The sequence below is a fragment of the Rathayibacter sp. Leaf299 genome (assembly GCF_001423055.1).
GTDB classification, from domain to species: domain Bacteria; phylum Actinomycetota; class Actinomycetes; order Actinomycetales; family Microbacteriaceae; genus Rathayibacter; species Rathayibacter caricis.
In genome coordinates, this window is sequence record NZ_LMNT01000001.1 from 66,125 (window position 1) to 82,642 (window position 16,518).

Below are 16,518 nucleotides of genomic sequence, written 5' to 3' on the forward strand. Positions count from 1 at the left end.
GGCACAGCGCCCCTCACAACGCAGCGCCGCCCGGGAGGAACGGCCTCCCGGGCGGCGCGGCGTGCGGTGCGGAGTGCTACGCGTCGGTGCGCGAGTCGACGTCCTTCGCGGTCTCGATCGGCTCGCCCTCGACGCTCGCGCGGTCGGACTTGCCCCGGTCGCCGCGGGTCTTGAGCAGGCTCGCGATCGTGGCGACGGCGATCGTCGCTCCGATGAAGGTGAGCGAGAACCAGATCGGGATCTCGGGCACCCACAGCAGCGGCTCGCCGCCGTTGATGAAGGGCACCTCGTTGACGTGCAGGGCGTGGAACACGAGCTTCACGGCGATGAACGCGAGGATCACGGCGAGGCCCTGGCTGAGGTAGACGAGGCGCTCGAGCAGTCCGCCGATGAGGAAGAACAGCTGGCGCAGACCCATCAGCGCGAAGGCGTTCGCGGTGAACACGATGTAGGCCTCGCTGGTCAGGCCGTAGATCGCGGGGATCGAGTCGAGCGCGAAGACGAGGTCGATGAAGCCGATCGCGACGATCGTCAGCAGCATCGGAGTGACGAAGCGCTTGCCGTCCTTCTTCACGGTCAGCTTGTCGCCGTGGTACTCGTCCGTGACGGGGAGGATGCGGCGCACCAGGCGCATGAAGGCGTTGTTTGACGGGTCGCCGTGGTCGCCCTTGATCTGCTGGTAGGCGAGGACGAAGAGCAGGGCGCCGAACAGGTAGAAGACCCACGAGAAGTTCTCGATCAGCGCCGCACCGACGGCGATGAAGGCTCCGCGCATGATCAGCGCGATGACGATGCCGATCATCAGCACCTTCTGCTGGTACTTCTTCGGCACCGCGAAGCCGCTCATGATGATGAGGAAGATGAAGAGGTTGTCGAGCGACAGCGCCTTCTCGGTCAGGTAGCCGGCGAAGTACTCGCCGCCGTAGCGCCAGTCGGCGACGACGCCGATGCCGACGCCGAACAGCAGCGCGAGGCCGATGTAGAACGCAGACCAGCGGGCGGATTCGCCGATGGTCGGTTCGTGGGGCTTCCTCACGTGGACGAAGAACTCGTAGACGAAGAAGGCGATCGTCACGGCGATCGTGATCAGCCAGACGGCGGGGGTGACCTGCACGGCGTACTCCAAGGGGTGGGTGGTCGGGATGACACCAAGGTCTCCTCCACTCCGCCGCGGACCTGAGGTCTTCGCGGGCGGAGCCGATGGCCCGGGATGCTCTGTCGCATCCGTAATGACGGGCTCACCGCAGACGGGAGTACTCCCCTTGCTGGGGACAACTGTAGCGAAGGGTCCGACTCGCCAACCTGGGAAGGGACTGCGGTGGAGCCGCCGAGAAGCTGGGCGGGGGTGCGCGGCGGGAGGCAGCGATGCCTCGACCGTCGGCGTCCGAGCCCACGTCGTGTTCCGCGTCAGCCTCTGCAGATCGACTGTTCAGTTCTAAACTGAACAGGGAGGTGTCCGATGCTGCGAAGAACCCGTTTGCGCTTGGGCCTGGGCGTCCGCGATCTCGCACGCAGAGCCGGAGTCGCGCCGAGCGCGGTCACGCAGTGGGAGCAGTCGGAGGCGCGAGGAGTTCTCCGACGATCCACTCTGGAGCGTGCGCTCGGGGCCATGGGGACGTCGATCGAGGCCGAGGACATCGCGCTCCACTCGTCGACCCCGCTGGAACGTCGCGAGGATCGTGTCGCGCTCGAACTCCATCGGGCGGTGGCCCGTCAGCTGGTCGACCGTCCGGACGACGTCCTCGATCGCGTCCCGGAGAACGTCCGGCGGATGCGGTCGCGCGTTCGCGGCGGCGCCGTCGCGCTCCTCGAGCTCTGGAGCGACCTGGCCGCGCAGCGGGAGATCGGCCGCCTGGTCGACGTGATGCTCTCCCCCTCCCTCCGCGCGATCGAGATGCGCCAGATCTCGCCGTTCGCCGGGGTGCTCAACGAGGAGGAACGCGCACGGGCGATCGCGCGGGCCGCGCGATGAGAAGAGAAGAGCTGGAACTCGCGATCGCGACGGCGGCTCGCATCGTTCAGCAGGATCGGGTCCTCGTGATCGGATCGCAGGCGATCCTCGGCAGCTACTCCGAGGACGTCCTTCCGGAGCGCGCGACGATGTCCCGCGAGGCCGACATCGCTCCGCTCGAGGACGATGCGCAGGAGTCGCTGGCGACGCGGATCGATGTCCTCGTGGGCGAATGGTCCCCTTTCGACGACGAGCACGGCTTCTACGTCCAGGGCGTTAGCGTGCGCACCGCGTATCTGCCTGAAGGATGGGCGGAACGCGTCGTCCGGGTCGAGGTCGAGGGCGGCTCGACCGGACTCTGCCTCGAACCGCACGACCTGTGCGCGGCCAAGCTCGGACGCAACGACATCAAGGACAAGGAGTTCGTCCACGCGCTGATCACCGCCGGACTGATCGATCCCACCCTGCTGGGCACGCGCTTCGAGGCGATAGCGGATCAGCGGCTCGAGGGGGCCCGGAGGGTCGCGGTGCGCTCGTTCCTGCGGAGCTACGTCGATGGCCGTACCGTGGGAGAACGCGAGGATCGAGCATGATGTCCTCCCCAGCGGAGATCCGCAGCAGACTCGAGGCGGCTGCGGCGTCGCAGCGGCTCGTACGGCTCGAGCGCGTCTCACGGCCCGGGCAGTCGATCGACGGCTTCGTCATCGGCGTGGGCGCGAAGTGGGTGCTGCTCGCGCGGATCATGGCGGGCGGCTACTTCGACGGAGTCACTGCTGTCCGGTCGCGCGAGATCTCGCGGGTACGGCATGACCGGTCGTTCGAGAGCCGCTCCGCCTCCGTCCAGCCGGAGTGGCCGCCGCAGGCGCCGAGTGGAGTGGAGCCCTCGGATCTGGACACGACCGCCGGCATGCTCGCGGCGCTCCTGCGACCGGGAGTGCTCGCGAGCATCGAACGCGACCGGAGGCACGACTCCCTCTGGGTCGGGGTGCCGAACGAGCTCGTCGGCCGCTGGCTCTACCTCTCGGAGGTCCGGCCGGACGGGACCTGGCACGAGCGACCATTCGGCTACCGGTTCCGGACGATCACGGTCGTGACCGTCGACGACCACTACCTCAGGGGTCTGGCTCTCGTCGCGGGGGAACCGCCGGTCGAGGAGCTGCCGCACCATTGGACGGCCCGCGCGCGGACGCGGGTCCGCTCGGACGCTCAGTCGTGACGACGGGGCCGTCGCCGCAGCCGGTAGACGCCGAGACCTGCGAACGCGAGGGCGACCACCAGGCCGCCGACCGCGAATCCGGTGTTCGGGATCGCGAATCCCCAGATGCTGATGCCCGCCCAGAGTGCGGCGATGACGAAGGCGGCCGTCGGGGTCATCGTGGGGCGCATGCGCCCACGGTACGCGTGCCGGCCCGTCAGCGCGGGTAGGTCCTCAGGGGCACCGGCGGCAGGGCGGCCAGCTCGGGGGAGACGAAGCCGACGACGTCGGAGTAGTGGTCGACTCCGTCCTGGCGGAGGAACGACCAGCATTTGAGGGATCGAGGGCGCTTCGCCAGGGGCAGCGGCGTCGCCTCGACGACGATCAGTCCGCGGTCCTGGAGGAGGATGCGGGCGGTGAGCTTCTCGGCTCGGCCGTCGACCGTCCACAGGCCCACCGCGCGCAGGCGGCCCTCGCGGCTGTCGACTCCGAGGGACATCACCGAGCTGTAGTCGTCGGAGGCGGCGCCCATGCCGATCTGGAAGTCGCCCGCGGCGCCGTCGAGCACGAACGCGACATCGAGCCCGGGACGGTGCCGCACCGAGTACGTCGAGACCAGGCGACCGCGCCCGAACGACTCGGACCGGCTCTGCGCCGCGCGGACGTGATCCTCGGCCTGCCTGCGCTCCACGCCGTCCTCCTCCGCTCCGAGCACGGCGGTAGCGGCGCTGCCCCCGACCCTAGTGGGCGGTGCGAGCGCGGCGACGGGCGTCGGCCGCCGTCCGAGGCCGGGCCGACCAGCGGCCGGGAGCCGGCGACCCGTCGGCCGGTACGGTGGAACGGTTCCGAGCACCACCCCGCACCGACGAAGGAGCCCCCATGCCCACCACTGTGAGCGGCGTCATCGCCCGATCGAAGGGCGCTCCCGTGGAGCTCGTCGACATCGTGATCCCCGACCCCGGCCCCGGCGAGGCCGTCGTCGACATCGAGACCTGCGGCGTCTGCCACACCGACTACCACTACCGCGAAGGCGGGATCAGCGACGACTTCCCGTTCCTGCTCGGCCACGAGGCCGCGGGCCGGGTCAGCGCGATCGGCGAGGGAGTGACGCACGTCGCCGTCGGCGACTTCGTCGTGCTCAACTGGCGCGCCGTCTGCGGCGAGTGCCGGGCGTGCGTGCGCGCGGAGCCCTGGTACTGCTTCAACACCTTCAACGCCACCCAGAAGATGACCCTCGAGGACGGCACGGAGCTCAGCCCGGCGCTGGGCATCGGCGCCTTCGCCGAGAAGACGCTCGTGCACGCCAAGCAGTGCACGAAGGTCGACCCCTCGGCCGATCCGGCGGCGGTCGGGCTGCTGGGCTGCGGCATCATGGCGGGCCTGGGCGCCGCGATGAACACCGGGAACGTGACGCGCGGCGACTCCGTCGCGGTCATCGGCTGCGGAGGAGTCGGCACCGCCGCGGTCGTCGGCGCGAAGCTGGCCGGAGCGAGCACGATCATCGCGATCGACCGCGACCCGAAGAAGCTGGTGGCCGCGCAGAAGCTCGGCGCGACCCACGTCATCGATTCGAGTGGACTCGACGAGGCGGGAGTCGTCGCGGCCGTGCAGGAGTTGACGGACACGTTCGGCGCCGACGTCGTGATCGACGCGGTCGGCCGTCCCGAGACCTGGCGCCAGGCGTTCTACGCCCGCGACCTCGCCGGCACCGTCGTGCTGGTCGGGGTGCCGACGCCCGAGATGACCCTCGAGATCCCCCTCCTCGACGTCTTCGGCCGCGGCGGATCGCTGAAGTCGAGCTGGTACGGCGACTGCCTGCCCGAGCGCGACTTCCCGATGCTGACCGACCTCTACCTGCAGGGCCGACTGCCGCTGAACGAGTTCGTGAGCGAGCGGATCGGCATCCGCGACATCGAGCAGGCCTTCGCGACGATGGCCGGCGGCGACGTGCTGCGCTCGGTGGTGGTGCTCTGATGGGCGCGCGGATCGACCACCTCGTCACGAGCGGCACGTTCAGCCTCGACGGCGGGACCTGGGACGTCGACAACAACGTGTGGATCGTCGGCGACGACTCCGAGTGCGTCGTCATCGACGCCGCGCACGACGCCGACGCGATCCTGGCGGCGGTCGGTGACCGGACCCTCGTGGCCGTGCTGCTGACCCATGCCCACGACGACCACATCGACGCGGTGGCGGGCGTGCGCGAGGCGACGGGCGCGCCCGTGCTGCTGCACGACTCCGACCGCATGCTCTGGGACGTGGTGCACCCCGACAGTGCGCCGAGCGCGGCGCTCGTCGACGGCCAGCGGATCGCCGTGGCCGGCCTCGAGCTCGAGGTGCGGCACACGCCCGGCCACTCGCCCGGAGCGGTCTGCTTCGTCGCCGAGGAGCTCGGCACGGTCTTCACGGGCGACACGCTCTTCCAGGGCGGGCCGGGCGCGACCGGCCGCTCCTACAGCGACTTCCCGACGATCATCGAGTCGATCACCGACCGGCTGCTGACGCTGCCGGCGGAGACGGTCGTGCGCACCGGGCACGGCGACTCGACGACGATCGGGGCGGAGGCGCCGCACCGCGAGGAGTGGATCGCGCGCGGGCACTGAGGGCGGGCCGGCCGCGATCGGCTCCGTCAACGGCGCTCCTCACCGCACGAATGCCCACGACCGCGTGAAGCGATCGACTACCAGCGGATGGTCACCGGCAGCGGTGGTCGATGCTCCTCCAGTCGTACTGTCACTCGCCGCTGGGCTGCGCCCGGCGGGAGCCTCGGCTCACGATCGGCGGCACCTCGAGGATCGGAACGGCTCGCTTCATGAAGCGGTCGAAATCCGGGACCGTGAATGCGGCGTAACCATGCTGAGGGGTGAAGAGGAGCCCCATCTCGATCAGTTCGGCTCGAGTCGGGCCGAGTTGTTGGGACGACCGCTCGAGGAGGACGGCGACGTCCCCCGCCTTCTGAGGTTCGGGGCCGAGTTCGGCCATCGCACGCATGTACGCGGTCTGAAGCGGCGTCGCCCGATCGAGTCGGACGCGGAAGAAGGAGCTGTCGAGCTTCGCTTCGTAAGCGTCCCTGGCGAGTTCGACGTCCTCCTTGACGATCCGGTTGTTCCTCGCCACGGTCCAGACCTGATAGCCCAACTCCTGAATGAAGTAGGGGTATCCGCTCGTGATCTCGACGGCGAGTTCGACGGCCTCGTCCTCGTACACCGCTCCTTCCGCCGCAGCCGGCTCCCGGAGCGCTGCTGCAGCGTCGTCGTGATCGAGGGAATCGATGAGGGGGAACTTGAAGAGCCGCTCCGCATACGACTTCGCGTCTCCGACGAGCTCGGCGATCTGCGGCAGTCCGGCACCGACGAAGGTGACGGGCAGGTTCCGCTGAACCGTCTTGTGGATGGCCTGGATCAGCGCTTCGAGCTGAGGCGAGTCGAGGAACTGGACCTCATCGATGAGGAGGACGATGCCCTCGCCCTGCTCGGCCGCCGCTTCCCCGACGGCGACGAGGACGTCGGTCAGATCGAGGCCGAGATCCCGGTGATCGGCGAGCCCTTCCGCCGGCGGGACGTCCCATCCGATGGACCAGACACCGTCAGCACCGACCGACACCGCGAACGCGCTGAGGACCGCTGCAGCGTGTCGGCTCCGGTCCGTCCAGCGAGCACGCGGGGAGAGCCGCAGCAGTGCGGCCTTCAGCTGGGAGGCGATGACCTGGCGGAAACGGCCTTCGCCGTGCTTCACGGCCTCGAACTCGATGACCTCCCAGTTCTCCTCCTGGGCGATCGAGCGGAAGCTGTTCAGGAGGACCGTCTTGCCGACCCCTCGCAGACCCGTGATGATCATCGACTGGTCGGTCCGGCCGCGTCGCAGCCGCCTGAGGAGGGTGCGGAACGCCTCGGTCTGCTCGTCGCGACCGATGAGGATCTCGGGTCTCGCTCCGGCGTTAGGGGTGTACGGGTTGTCGACGGCGTCCATGACGACGACTTTAGGAGTGTTAGAGCGTTTTATCCAGATCTCCTAAAACGCTCTAACTTCCCCAAACCCACATCCGGAGAGGGTGGTGAGCCGCGGGCGCCGCGGTCAGATCCAGCCGTGCTCGCGAGCCTCGATCACCGCGCGCTGGCGGGTGTCGACCTGCAGCTTGCGGAGGATCGACGACACGTGGTTGCGCACGGTGCCGTTCGAGAGGTGCAGCGCGGCTCCGATCTGTCCGATCGTCTCGCCGCGGGAGCCGGCGCTGAGCACGTCGAGCTCGCGGTCGGTGAGGGGGCTGCGCGTCGTGGCGAGGGCGTCGGCGGCGATCTCGGGATCGACGTAGCGGCGTCCGCTCGCGACGAGGCGGATGACCTGCGCGACGTCCTCGGCGCGGCGCGACTTGGGGAGGAAGCCCGCGACTCCGACGGCGAGGGCGCGGCGCAGCACCCCGGGGCGCGCGTGGCGGGTCACGACGACGACGCGGGTCGAGGAGGAGCGGCGCAGTCGCTCCGCGGCCTCGATGCCGTCCATGCCCGGCATCTCGACGTCGAAGAGGCAGACGTCGGGCTCGAGGCGCAGCGCCTCGGCCACCGCCTCCTCGCCGTCGCGGCACTCGCCGACGATCTCGAGGTCGTCCTCGAGGCGGAGCAGCGCGGCGAGGGCGGTGCGGATCATGTCCTCGTCGTCGGCGAGGAGCACGCGGATCACCGCGCACCTCCGACGGGCAGGCGCGCCTCGAGCTCGAAGGTGCGCCGCGTCGGACGGGTGCGCAGGGTGCCGCCGGCGCGCTCGATCCGCTCGGTCATGCCGGCGATGCCGGCGCCCTGCTCGTCGGGCGCCTCCGGCTCGGCGGGGAGGTCGTTCTCGGCGTGGAACCGCCACTCGCCCTCGTCGCGGGCGAGCCGCAGGCGGGCGGACTCGCCTCCGCCGTGCTTGAGGATGTTGGTCGTGCTCTCGCGGACCACGGGGCCGAGCGCGTCGGCGGGCGCGAGGTCGGCGTCCGGGCCGATGTCGAGCTGCACGCGCAGCCCGGCCGAGCGGAGGAGGTCGGCGGCGTTCTCGAGCTCGTCCGAGAGCGAGACGCTGCGGAAGCGGGTGGCGAGCTCGCGGGTGCCGGTGCGGGCGCCGTCGACGCTGCGCTGGGCGGCGCGGAGCTGATCGAGGGCTCCGTCGGGGTCGTCGCGGAGGAGGCGCTCGGCGAGCTCGAGCTGCAGGGCGATCACCTGCAGGTGGTGCCCCTGCAGGTCGTGGACGTCGCCCGCGAGGATCAGCCGCTCCTGCGCGGCCGCGAGGCGACCCTCCGCCGCCCGCGCGCGGTCGAGCTCGCGCACGATGTCCCACCACCAGAGCATGCTGACGATCGAGAACGGCAGGGCGGCGGCGAAGATCAGCATCATCGGCCAGAGATCGGCCGCGGACAGCGGCCCGGCGCTCAGCCGCTCGTGCTCGAGCGCGGCGGACACCACGAGGACGACGGTGAGGAGCCCGGTGAGGCGACCGCGGACGCCCTGCGGCCACGGCAGGACGCCGACCAGGGCGAAGGCGAGGGAGAGTGCGGAGGTCACGCTGCCGGTGGCGACCCCGACGCCGGCCGCCGCTGCGACTCCGACGACGAGGACCGCCGACGGGCCGACGGGCGAGTCCTCCCGTGCCCGGCGGTAGCGCAGGAAGAGCATTGCGAAGGCGGCGCACCAGACCACGGCGCTCCCGAAGTACGCGGCGACGCGCCACGGCTGCGGATCGCCGACGAGGATCGGCACGGACCAGACGAACAGCACGGCGAGCACGAAGGAGCCCGCCGACACGAGGGTGTACCACCAGGTGGCCGACACGCCGCGGCCGGACGGCGGGGCGTCGATCGTCTCGGGCGCAGTGCTCATGCCGCCCACAGTACGACCATGACGGATGTCACCCCTCGGGGGTGCGTTCCTCCCCTGCGGAGGTGACTCGGCGGCACTGCCCGGGCGCTCGCGACTCCGGTCGGATGGAGTCATCCCGAGAGACGGGAGGGCCGCCGACGCGGTCAGCAGAGCGGAGAGACGACATGTCGAACATCGCAGCCGACGCCATCCTCGGATTCCAGGACCTCCTCGCCCGGGTCCCCGACCTCGTGCAGCCCCTCGTGGTGGCGGCCGCCGGGGCCGTGCCGTTCATCGAGGGCGAAGGTGCGGCGACCATCGGGATCATCGGCGGCATCAATCCGGTGGTCGCCGCGGTCTCGGGCGCGGTGGGCAACTTCGTGTGCGTGGCGCTGCTGGTGCTGCTGGGCGCGGGGGTGCGCTCGGCCGTCACGAAGGGGCGGACGCGGAAGTCCTCCGCGCGGCGCGAGAAGTTCCAGCGCGCGTTCACCCGCTACGGGGTGCCCGGAGTGAGCCTGCTGGGGCCGCTGCTGCTGCCGACGCACTTCACGGCGGTGATGCTCGCGGGGGCCGGAGTGGCGAAGGGGCGCGTGCTGCTGTGGCAGGGCGTCGCGATCGTGCTGTGGACGACGGCGCTGACGGTGGTGGTGAGCCTCGCGGTGGGCGGGGCGGGGCTGGCCTGAGGACGCGTTCGGAACCGAGGTCGGGAGGGTGTGGCGAGGCCGTTCTGGGCCGTTCGCCGGCTCTGGCCCTCGGTTGCGGACGAGATCCGCGCGCCGGACCGTCGGAAGTAAGGCGGAGAGGCCGGAATCGCGTGGAGTGCGCGATATCCGGCCTCTCAGCCTTACTTCTGCAGGCGCCGGGGCCGGGATCCGGCCCTCAGGCGCTCACGCGGCGACGCGGGCGTGCGCGTCGGCGAGCAGCTCCACCGAGCGCAGGCGCGCCGGCGTCGCGAGCGACGCGTGGGCGACGATGACCTCGTCGGCGTCGGCCGAGCGGGCGAATCCGGCCACGTAGTCCGCGACCTCCTCGCCGGTGCCGACTCCGGTGTAGTGGGTCATGCTCGCCACGTGCGCGCCGACCGGGGCGCTCAGGAGGCTGTCGAGCTCGTCGTCCGAGAACTGCTGATCGAGCGGGATCTGGCCGCTCTGGCGCAGCAGCATCAGCAGGCGCGCCCGCTTCATCTCGGCGAACTGGCGCTCGGCGTCGGCGGTCGTGTCGGCGGCGATGGCGTTCACTCCGGCGATCACGTAGGGCGCGTCGAGCTGCTCCGACGGGCGGAAGCCGCGGCGGTACTCGGCGACGGCCTGGTGGAGCGCGTCGGGCGCGAAGTGCGAGGCGAAGGCGTACGGCAGGCCGAGGGCCGCGGCGAGCTGGGCGCCGAAGAGCGAGGAGCCGAGGATGTAGAGGGGCACGCGGGTGCCGGCTCCGGGCGTCGCGCTGACGCCGGGGATCCGGGACTCGCCCGCCAGGAAGGCCTGCAGCTCGAGGACGTCCTGCGGGAAGCGCTCCGACGACTCCGGATCGCGGCGCAGCGCCCGGAACGTCGCCTGGTCGCTGCCCGGCGCGCGGCCGAGCCCCAGATCGATGCGGTCGGGGTGCAGGGTCGCGAGGGTGCCGAACTGCTCGGCGATGGTCAGCGGGGAGTGGTTGGGCAGCATGACGCCGCCGGAGCCGAGGCGGATCGTCGAGGTCTGCGACGCGACGTGCGCGATGAGCACCGAGGTGGCGCTCGACGCGATCGAGGCCATGTTGTGGTGCTCGGCGTACCAGACCCGGCGGTACCCGCTGCGCTCGGCCTGCTGCGCCAGCGCCACCGAGGCGGCGAAGCTGTCGCGCGCGGTCTCTCCGGGGGCGATGGGGGCGAGGTCGAGGATCGAGAGGGGAACGGTCATGTCAGAGGGCAACGCGGGGGAGCCGGTCGGTGTTCCCGTCGACAGCGGTGAGTTCTCTGCGCAACGTCAGCCGTGAGGCACCCTTGACCGCTGACAGGCGCCAGACCCCCTGCTCAGCTGATGTTCCGCAGCGCACCGCCGCTCGCCGGGGCCTTCCGCCCGCCCCGCGCTCCTGCTACGGTGCTCTGAACCGGTTCAGTAAACCGGTTCAGACTCGACGAGGAGGCGCACGATGGCGAGCAGGCCCACGATCCTCGACGTCGCCCGCGAGGCCGGGGTCAGCAAGGCGCTCGTCTCGTTCGCCCTGAACGATCGGCCCGGCGTCTCCGTCGGGACGCGCGAGCGGATCCTGCAGGTCGCCTCCGATCTGGGCTACCGGCCCAGCGTCACCGCCCGCTCCCTCTCGACCAGCGTCTCGTTCGCCGTCGGCCTCGTCGTCGCGCGCGACCCCGAGGTGATCGCCGCGGATCCGTTCTTCCCCTCCTTCATCTCGGGCGTCGAACGCGTGCTCGCCGAGAACGGCCGGGTGCTCGTGCTGAGCGTCGTCGAGCCGGGCCCCGCGGAGGAGGCCGTTTACCGGACCCTCGCGGCAGACCGCCGCGTCGACGGCGTCTTCCTCACCGACCTGCGCGAGGGCGACTCCCGGTCCGCGCTGCTCGCCGAGCTCGGCCTGCCCGCCGTCACCCTCGGCCGCTACGACGGGTCGGCGTCCCCGGCCGTCGTGATGGACGATGCGGCCGGCATCGCCGACGCGGTCGCCCACCTCGCCGCCCTCGGCCACGAGCGCATCGCCCACGTCGCCGGGCCCGACCACCTGCTGCACTCGCAGCGGCGCCGCACCGCGTTCCTCCGCTCCTGCGCCGCCGCCGGCCTCGAGCCTGGCCCCGTCATCGCCACCGACTTCAGCGCGGGCCAGGGCGCCCGGGCGATGGAGCAGCTGCTCGACCTCGCCGAACCGCCCACCGCGGTCGTCTGCGCGAACGACCCGATGGCCATCGCCGGCCTCGGCGTCGCGCACACCCGCGGGCTCCGGCTGCCCGACGACCTCTCGATCACCGGGTTCGACGACTCCGAGATCGCCGCCCACGTCTACCCGTCGCTGACCTCCGCCCGCACGCGCCCCGCGCGCTGGGGAGAGGCGGCGGCCCGCACGCTCCTGGATCTCATCGAGACCGGGAGCGCCCCCGACGTCGACCTCGAGCCCGCCGGGCTCGTCGTGCGCCACTCGACCGCTCCGCCGCGGCCGACCCACTGAGAGGCGCGCGCACCGCCGCGCGCGCCGAGCACAGGACAAGGAGAACACCATGAGCAGCTCGACGACGAGACGATGGCTCACCGGGATCGGCATCGCCTCACTGGCGACGATCGGCCTCACCGCCTGCAGTGGAGGAGGTGGAGGAGCGTCCACCGACCTCACCGCGACCGGCCCGATCACGATCTGGTACTCGAACAACGAGCAGGAGGTCGCCTGGGGCGAGGCGATGGTCGAGGCCTGGAACGCGGACAACCCGGACCAGGAGATCACCGGCCAGGAGATCCCCGCCGGCAAGAGCAGCGAGGAGGTCATCGGAGCCGCGATCACCGCCGGCAACGCGCCGTGCCTCGTCTTCAACACGGCCCCCAGCGCGGTCGGCCAGTTCGAGCGGCAGGGCGGCCTCGTCGACCTGTCGGAGTTCGAGGACGGCGACGACTACATCGAGACCCGCAGCGGCGACCTCGCCGAGCAGTACCAGAACGCCGACGGCGACTACTTCCAGATGCCGTGGAAGAGCAACCCGGTCGTCATCTTCTACAACAAGGACCTCTTCGCGCAGGCCGGACTCGACCCCGAGAACCCGTCGTTGGCGACCTACGACGAGTTCGTCGCGACGTCGAAGACGCTCGTCGAGTCCGGAGCCGCGCCCGCCGCGATCCAGCCCGCGCCCACCAGCGAGTTCTTCCAGACCCAGTTCGACTTCATGCCGCTGTACGCCGCGGCCACCGGAGGGACGGGCCTGGTCGAGGACGGCGAGGCCACCTTCGCGAGCGAGGACGGCTACGCGGTCGCCGAGTTCTGGAAGAGCCTCTACGACCAGGGCCTCGCCGGCCGCGAGCAGTACCAGGGCGACGCGTTCGCCGACGGTCAGGCCGCCATGTCGATCGTGGGCCCGTGGGCCGTCTCGGTCTACGAGGACCTGAACTGGGGCTCCGTCTCGGTGCCCACCCCCGACGGCACCGCGGCCGAGGACACGTGGACGTTCAGCGACGCGAAGAACGTCGGCCTCTACTCCGCCTGCGAGAACAAGGGCACCGCGTGGGAGGTGCTGAAGTTCGCGACCAGCGAGGAGCAGGACCGCTCGCTGCTCGAGACCACCGGCCAGATGCCGCTGCGCACCGACCTGCAGACCACCTACGCCGACTACTTCGAGGCGAACCCCGCCTACCAGCGCTTCGGCGATCAGGCGAGCCGCACCATCGAGGTGCCGTCGGGACCGAACACCGTGCAGATGCTGCAGGCGATCCGCGACGCGTGGGGCAAGACCGTGATCTTCGGGGAGGGCGACGTGGAGTCGGCGCTCGACGGAGCGGCCGAGACCGTCACCGGGCTCGCCGGCCAGCAGTGAGCCGGCCGTGACCACGCTCACCCCGAAGGCTCCGGCGTCCACGGGCGCCGGAGCCCCGGGTCCGGCCGCGAAGCGGAGCCTGCTCCGCCGCGTGCTCGGACCCCAGCCGCTCGGGCTGCTGTTCGGCGGCCCGTACCTGGTCTTCGTGCTGGCGGTGTTCGCGTTCCCGGTCGGGTACTCGGTGTACATCGCGTTCCACGACTTCTTCTTCGCCGCTCCCGGTGTGCAGGTCGACCGGCCGTTCGTGGGGCTCGAGAACTTCGTCACCGCGTTCTCCAATCCGCAGGTCATCCGCTCGTTCGGCAACATCGGGATCTTCCTGATCATCAACGTGCCGCTCACGGTGATCCTGGCGCTGCTGCTCGCCTCGGCGCTGGACAAGGTCGTGCACCTGCGCACGTTCCTCCGGGTGTCGTTCTACGTGCCCTACGTGACGGCGAGCGTCGCGATCGTCGCGGTGTGGCTGTTCCTGTTCAACGGGAACGGGCTGGTCAACAGCCTGCTCGGCCCGCTGGCGCCGGATCCGTCGTGGCTGATCAACGAGAACCTCGCCATGCCGGTCATCGCGATCTTCGTCACGTGGAAGCAGCTCGGGTTCTACATCCTGCTGTACCTGGCGGCGCTGCAGAACGTGCCGAAGGAGCTCTACGAGTCGGCGTCGACCGACGGAGCCGGGCGCATCCGCCAGTTCTTCTCGGTCACCGTGCCGAGCGTGCGGCCCGCGACCCTGCTCGTGCTGCTCGTCTCGACGGTCACCGGAGCGAACCTCTTCACCGAGCCGTACCTCCTGACCGGCGGCGGCGGGCCCAACGGCGCCTCCGCCTCGCCCGTGCTGCTGATGTACCAGCTGGGCCTCCAGCAGGGGCAGCCCGATGTGGCGTCGGCCATCGGAGTCGTCCTCGTCATCGGCGTCCTGATCATCGCCTACCTGCAGAACCGGTTCGCCGGGGAGAGGAACTCATGAGCGCGCAGGTCAGCGCGGGAGGAGCGGCCCCGGCCGTGCCCGCCGTCACTCCGATCAGAACGCGCCGACGCCCCGTGGGGATGAGCCGCTCGGCGGTCGTCCTGCGCGGCGTGGTCCTGGGGCTCGGCGCGATCGTCTTCCTGTTCCCCTTCTACTACATGGTCGTCGGCTCGCTGCAGACCGACCCCGACCCGACCCTCGCCGGGGCGGTCCCCGATCCGGCGAACCTCACGCTCGACAACTACGTCAACGTGAACGAGCGGATCAGCCTGCTCACCGGCCTGGTCAACTCCGGGATCTTCACGGGCGGCGTGCTGCTGTGCACCGTGGTGCTCGGGGTGCTGGCCGGCTACGCGCTCGCGATGCTGCAGTGGCGCGGCCGCAACGCCGTCTTCGCGCTCGCGCTGCTCGTGCAGGTCATCCCGTTCCAGCTGCTGCAGATCCCGCTCTACGTGCTGATCGCCCGCGACTACGGACTCGCCGACAGCCACGTGGGCATGATCCTGCCGTTCGCGATCAACTCCACGGCGGTGATCATCTTCCGGCAGTACTTCCTGCAGCTCCCCAAGGAGCTGTTCGAGGCGGCCCGGATCGACGGCGCCGGCGAGCTGAAGCTGCTCTGGAACGTCGCCCTCCCGCTGGTGCGGCCCGCGCTCGTCACGGCGGTGCTCCTCACCTTCATCGGCCCCTGGAACGAGTTCCTCTGGCCCTTCCTCATCACCAAGGACGCGTCGCTGCAGCCGCTCGCCGTGTCCCTGGCCAACTACATCTCGAACGTCGCGTCGTCGACCGACAACCCGTTCGGGGCGATCCTGGCGGGCGCCGTCGTGCTCGCCGCCCCTGTCGTCGTGCTGTTCATCGTGTTCCAGCGCTACTTCGTCTCGACCGATCTCGGATCCGGAGTGAAAGGATGACCATGACTCCCACCCTCACCACCGTCCCCTACCGACTCGAGCGCGTCGGCATCGTGATGGAGCCCCTGCCGGGCGACGACCTCGAAGCCGAGGGCGTGCTGAACCCGGGCAGCGGACGCGGCCCGGACGGCGAGCTGTACCTGCTGCCGCGGATGGTCGCGACCGGCAACGTCTCGCGCGTGGGCCTCGCCCGGGTGCTCGTCGAGGACGGCGTGCCCGTCGGCGTCGAGCGCGAGGGCGTCGTGCTGGCACCCGACCGCGGGTTCGAGCGGGGCGCGGCGAACTCCGGAGTGGAGGATCCGCGCGTCACGTTCGTCGAGGCGCTCGGGCTCCACGTGATGACGTACGTGGCGTACGGGCCGCTCGGCCCGCGGACGGCGCTCGCCGTGTCGGAGGACCTGCGCGAGTGGCGCCGGCTCGGCCCGGTGACCTTCGCCTACGACGACGCGCTCGACATCGACCTGGGGCTGTTCCACAACAAGGACACCGTGTTCTTCCCCGAGATCGTGACGGCGCCCGACGGCACGCGCGCGTTCGCGGTGCTGCACCGGCCGATGTGGGACCTCGGCGAGACGAAGCCGGGGGAGGGCGTGCGCCTGCCCGCCGGCATCGAGGATCCGCGGCAGAGCATCTGGATCAGCTACGTGCCGGTCGCCGACGTGGACCGCGACCTGGCGAACCTCACGCGGTGGACGCGGCACCGGTTCCTCGCGGGGCCAGAGTTCCCCTTCGAGGAGCTCAAGATCGGAGGCGGCCCGGCGCCGCTCCGGGTGCCCGAGGGCTGGCTCCTGATCCACCACGGGGTCACCGGAGTGATCGACAACGCGTTCGCGCAGCAGCAGAAGGTCAACTACGCGGCCGGAGCGATCCTCCTCGACGGCGACGACCCGTCGCGCGTGATCGCGCGCACCGCCGAGCCGCTGCTGGCCCCCGAGACGGAGGAGGAGCGCTCGGGCATCGTGCCGAACGTCGTCTTCCCGACGGCGATCGAGGAGATCGACGGGCAGCACTTCGTCTTCTACGGCATGGCCGACTCGAAGATCGGCGCGGCCCGGCTCGTGCGGACGGACGGGTGAGCCCGCTGCGCCCCTCTTGCTGATCGAGTAGCCCGCGGAGCGGGCGTATCGAGATCCCCGTCTCCGGGCGGTGGTGGGTCTCGATACGCCCC

General features: G+C 70.8%; 18 protein-coding genes. 11 read left to right on the forward strand and 7 right to left on the reverse strand.

Translation table 11 applies throughout. From position 1 onward, the window contains the following. Nucleotides 1-76 precede the first annotated feature (76 nt). A complete protein-coding gene (locus ASF48_RS00320; protein WP_055788630.1) occupies nucleotides 77-1,114 on the reverse strand; it encodes a TerC family protein in 1,038 nt (345 codons plus the stop codon). Between the two features lie 345 nt (nucleotides 1,115-1,459). Here ASF48_RS00320 and ASF48_RS00325 point away from each other — a divergent pair, with 345 nt between their 5' ends. From ASF48_RS00325 to ASF48_RS00335, 3 genes are read left to right on the forward strand one after another with little or no spacing between them, the layout of a single operon-like run. Continuing rightward, nucleotides 1,460-1,972, forward strand: a complete 513-nt coding sequence (locus ASF48_RS00325) for a helix-turn-helix domain-containing protein (protein ID WP_157602998.1) — start codon at nucleotides 1,460-1,462, stop codon at nucleotides 1,970-1,972. Next, the gene (locus ASF48_RS00330) at nucleotides 1,969-2,544 is read left to right on the forward strand and encodes a DUF6036 family nucleotidyltransferase (RefSeq protein ID WP_327205430.1); all 576 of its coding nucleotides are present in this window, start codon (nucleotides 1,969-1,971) and stop codon (nucleotides 2,542-2,544) included. Before ASF48_RS00325 ends, ASF48_RS00330 begins: the two co-directional genes overlap by 4 nt. Then, nucleotides 2,541-3,167, forward strand: coding sequence for a hypothetical protein (locus tag ASF48_RS00335; protein ID WP_157603000.1), 627 nt, complete (start codon nucleotides 2,541-2,543; stop codon nucleotides 3,165-3,167). The genes ASF48_RS00330 and ASF48_RS00335 overlap by 4 nt, the downstream gene beginning before the upstream one ends. On the opposite strand, the gene ASF48_RS00340 is transcribed toward ASF48_RS00335, so the two are convergent. Together ASF48_RS00340 and ASF48_RS00345 are read right to left on the reverse strand one after the other, a co-directional pair. Beyond that, nucleotides 3,158-3,337, reverse strand: a complete 180-nt coding sequence (locus tag ASF48_RS00340) for a hypothetical protein (protein WP_055784648.1) — start codon at nucleotides 3,335-3,337, stop codon at nucleotides 3,158-3,160. The genes ASF48_RS00335 and ASF48_RS00340 overlap by 10 nt on opposite strands. Before the next feature lie 26 nt (nucleotides 3,338-3,363). Further along, a complete protein-coding gene (locus ASF48_RS00345) occupies nucleotides 3,364-3,837 on the reverse strand; it encodes a hypothetical protein (protein ID WP_055784652.1) in 474 nt (157 codons plus the stop codon). Between the two features lie 188 nt (nucleotides 3,838-4,025). Here ASF48_RS00345 and ASF48_RS00350 point away from each other — a divergent pair, with 188 nt between their 5' ends. Then, on the forward strand, nucleotides 4,026-5,120 hold the full coding sequence (locus tag ASF48_RS00350; RefSeq protein ID WP_055784655.1) for an S-(hydroxymethyl)mycothiol dehydrogenase: 1,095 nt from the start codon (nucleotides 4,026-4,028) through the stop codon (nucleotides 5,118-5,120). Then, the gene (locus ASF48_RS00355; protein ID WP_055784658.1) at nucleotides 5,120-5,749 is read left to right on the forward strand and encodes an MBL fold metallo-hydrolase; all 630 of its coding nucleotides are present in this window, start codon (nucleotides 5,120-5,122) and stop codon (nucleotides 5,747-5,749) included. The genes ASF48_RS00350 and ASF48_RS00355 overlap by 1 nt, the downstream gene beginning before the upstream one ends. A gap of 130 nt (nucleotides 5,750-5,879) precedes the next feature. On the opposite strand, the gene ASF48_RS00360 is transcribed toward ASF48_RS00355, so the two are convergent. The 3 genes from ASF48_RS00360 to ASF48_RS00370 all read right to left on the reverse strand — a co-directional run bounded on the left by ASF48_RS00360 (nucleotide 5,880) and on the right by ASF48_RS00370 (nucleotide 8,995). Further along, on the reverse strand, nucleotides 5,880-7,115 hold the full coding sequence (locus tag ASF48_RS00360) for an AAA family ATPase (RefSeq protein WP_055784661.1): 1,236 nt from the start codon (nucleotides 7,113-7,115) through the stop codon (nucleotides 5,880-5,882). 105 nt (nucleotides 7,116-7,220) lie between these two features. Further along, nucleotides 7,221-7,823 carry a response regulator transcription factor gene (locus ASF48_RS00365; protein WP_055784664.1) on the reverse strand — a complete coding sequence of 201 codons (603 nt, stop codon included), beginning with the start codon at nucleotides 7,821-7,823 and terminating at the stop codon, nucleotides 7,221-7,223. Continuing rightward, nucleotides 7,820-8,995, reverse strand: a complete 1,176-nt coding sequence (locus ASF48_RS00370; protein WP_157603001.1) for a sensor histidine kinase — start codon at nucleotides 8,993-8,995, stop codon at nucleotides 7,820-7,822. The genes ASF48_RS00365 and ASF48_RS00370 overlap by 4 nt, the downstream gene beginning before the upstream one ends. Nucleotides 8,996-9,159: 164 nt before the next feature. Here ASF48_RS00370 and ASF48_RS00375 point away from each other — a divergent pair, with 164 nt between their 5' ends. After that, nucleotides 9,160-9,657 carry a hypothetical protein gene (locus ASF48_RS00375; RefSeq protein WP_055784671.1) on the forward strand — a complete coding sequence of 166 codons (498 nt, stop codon included), beginning with the start codon at nucleotides 9,160-9,162 and terminating at the stop codon, nucleotides 9,655-9,657. A 204-nt stretch (nucleotides 9,658-9,861) separates the two neighbouring features. On the opposite strand, the gene ASF48_RS00380 is transcribed toward ASF48_RS00375, so the two are convergent. Further along, nucleotides 9,862-10,869 (reverse strand): LLM class flavin-dependent oxidoreductase, encoded by a 1,008-nt coding sequence (locus tag ASF48_RS00380; RefSeq protein ID WP_055784674.1) that lies wholly within the window; start codon nucleotides 10,867-10,869, stop codon nucleotides 9,862-9,864. Between the two features lie 232 nt (nucleotides 10,870-11,101). Between ASF48_RS00380 and ASF48_RS00385 the strand changes: the two genes are divergently transcribed. From ASF48_RS00385 to ASF48_RS00405, 5 genes are all read left to right on the forward strand, one after another. Then, entirely contained in the window at nucleotides 11,102-12,124 is a 1,023-nt protein-coding gene (locus tag ASF48_RS00385) for a LacI family DNA-binding transcriptional regulator (RefSeq protein WP_055784677.1), read from the forward strand. Between the two features lie 49 nt (nucleotides 12,125-12,173). Further along, the gene (locus tag ASF48_RS00390) at nucleotides 12,174-13,472 is read left to right on the forward strand and encodes an extracellular solute-binding protein (protein ID WP_055784680.1); all 1,299 of its coding nucleotides are present in this window, start codon (nucleotides 12,174-12,176) and stop codon (nucleotides 13,470-13,472) included. Between the two features lie 7 nt (nucleotides 13,473-13,479). After that, a complete protein-coding gene (locus tag ASF48_RS00395; RefSeq protein WP_055784684.1) occupies nucleotides 13,480-14,436 on the forward strand; it encodes a carbohydrate ABC transporter permease in 957 nt (318 codons plus the stop codon). Between the two features lie 80 nt (nucleotides 14,437-14,516). Then, on the forward strand, nucleotides 14,517-15,350 hold the full coding sequence (locus ASF48_RS00400; protein ID WP_055788634.1) for a carbohydrate ABC transporter permease: 834 nt from the start codon (nucleotides 14,517-14,519) through the stop codon (nucleotides 15,348-15,350). 2 nt (nucleotides 15,351-15,352) lie between these two features. Continuing rightward, a complete protein-coding gene (locus ASF48_RS00405) occupies nucleotides 15,353-16,426 on the forward strand; it encodes a glycoside hydrolase family 130 protein (protein ID WP_055784688.1) in 1,074 nt (357 codons plus the stop codon). The last annotated feature ends 92 nt before the right edge of the window (nucleotides 16,427-16,518 follow it).

Bases quoted from the DNA above. Each gene is read 5' to 3' on its own strand.
- ASF48_RS00380 (WP_055784674.1), bottom strand. From the start codon at position 10,869: ATGACCGTTCCCCTCTCGATCCTCGACCTCGCCCCCATCGCCCCCGGA.
- ASF48_RS00370 (WP_157603001.1), bottom strand. From the start codon at position 8,995: ATGAGCACTGCGCCCGAGACGATCGACGCCCCGCCGTCCGGCCGCGGC.
- ASF48_RS00330 (WP_327205430.1), top strand. From the start codon at position 1,969: ATGAGAAGAGAAGAGCTGGAACTCGCGATCGCGACGGCGGCTCGCATC.
- ASF48_RS00325 (WP_157602998.1), top strand. From the start codon at position 1,460: ATGCTGCGAAGAACCCGTTTGCGCTTGGGCCTGGGCGTCCGCGATCTC.
- ASF48_RS00390 (WP_055784680.1), top strand. From the start codon at position 12,174: ATGAGCAGCTCGACGACGAGACGATGGCTCACCGGGATCGGCATCGCC.
- ASF48_RS00355 (WP_055784658.1), top strand. From the start codon at position 5,120: ATGGGCGCGCGGATCGACCACCTCGTCACGAGCGGCACGTTCAGCCTC.
- ASF48_RS00335 (WP_157603000.1), top strand. From the start codon at position 2,541: ATGATGTCCTCCCCAGCGGAGATCCGCAGCAGACTCGAGGCGGCTGCG.
- ASF48_RS00340 (WP_055784648.1), bottom strand. From the start codon at position 3,337: ATGCGCCCCACGATGACCCCGACGGCCGCCTTCGTCATCGCCGCACTC.
- ASF48_RS00405 (WP_055784688.1), top strand. From the start codon at position 15,353: ATGACTCCCACCCTCACCACCGTCCCCTACCGACTCGAGCGCGTCGGC.
- ASF48_RS00375 (WP_055784671.1), top strand. From the start codon at position 9,160: ATGTCGAACATCGCAGCCGACGCCATCCTCGGATTCCAGGACCTCCTC.
- ASF48_RS00350 (WP_055784655.1), top strand. From the start codon at position 4,026: ATGCCCACCACTGTGAGCGGCGTCATCGCCCGATCGAAGGGCGCTCCC.
- ASF48_RS00360 (WP_055784661.1), bottom strand. From the start codon at position 7,115: ATGGACGCCGTCGACAACCCGTACACCCCTAACGCCGGAGCGAGACCC.
- ASF48_RS00385 (WP_055784677.1), top strand. From the start codon at position 11,102: ATGGCGAGCAGGCCCACGATCCTCGACGTCGCCCGCGAGGCCGGGGTC.
- ASF48_RS00400 (WP_055788634.1), top strand. From the start codon at position 14,517: ATGAGCCGCTCGGCGGTCGTCCTGCGCGGCGTGGTCCTGGGGCTCGGC.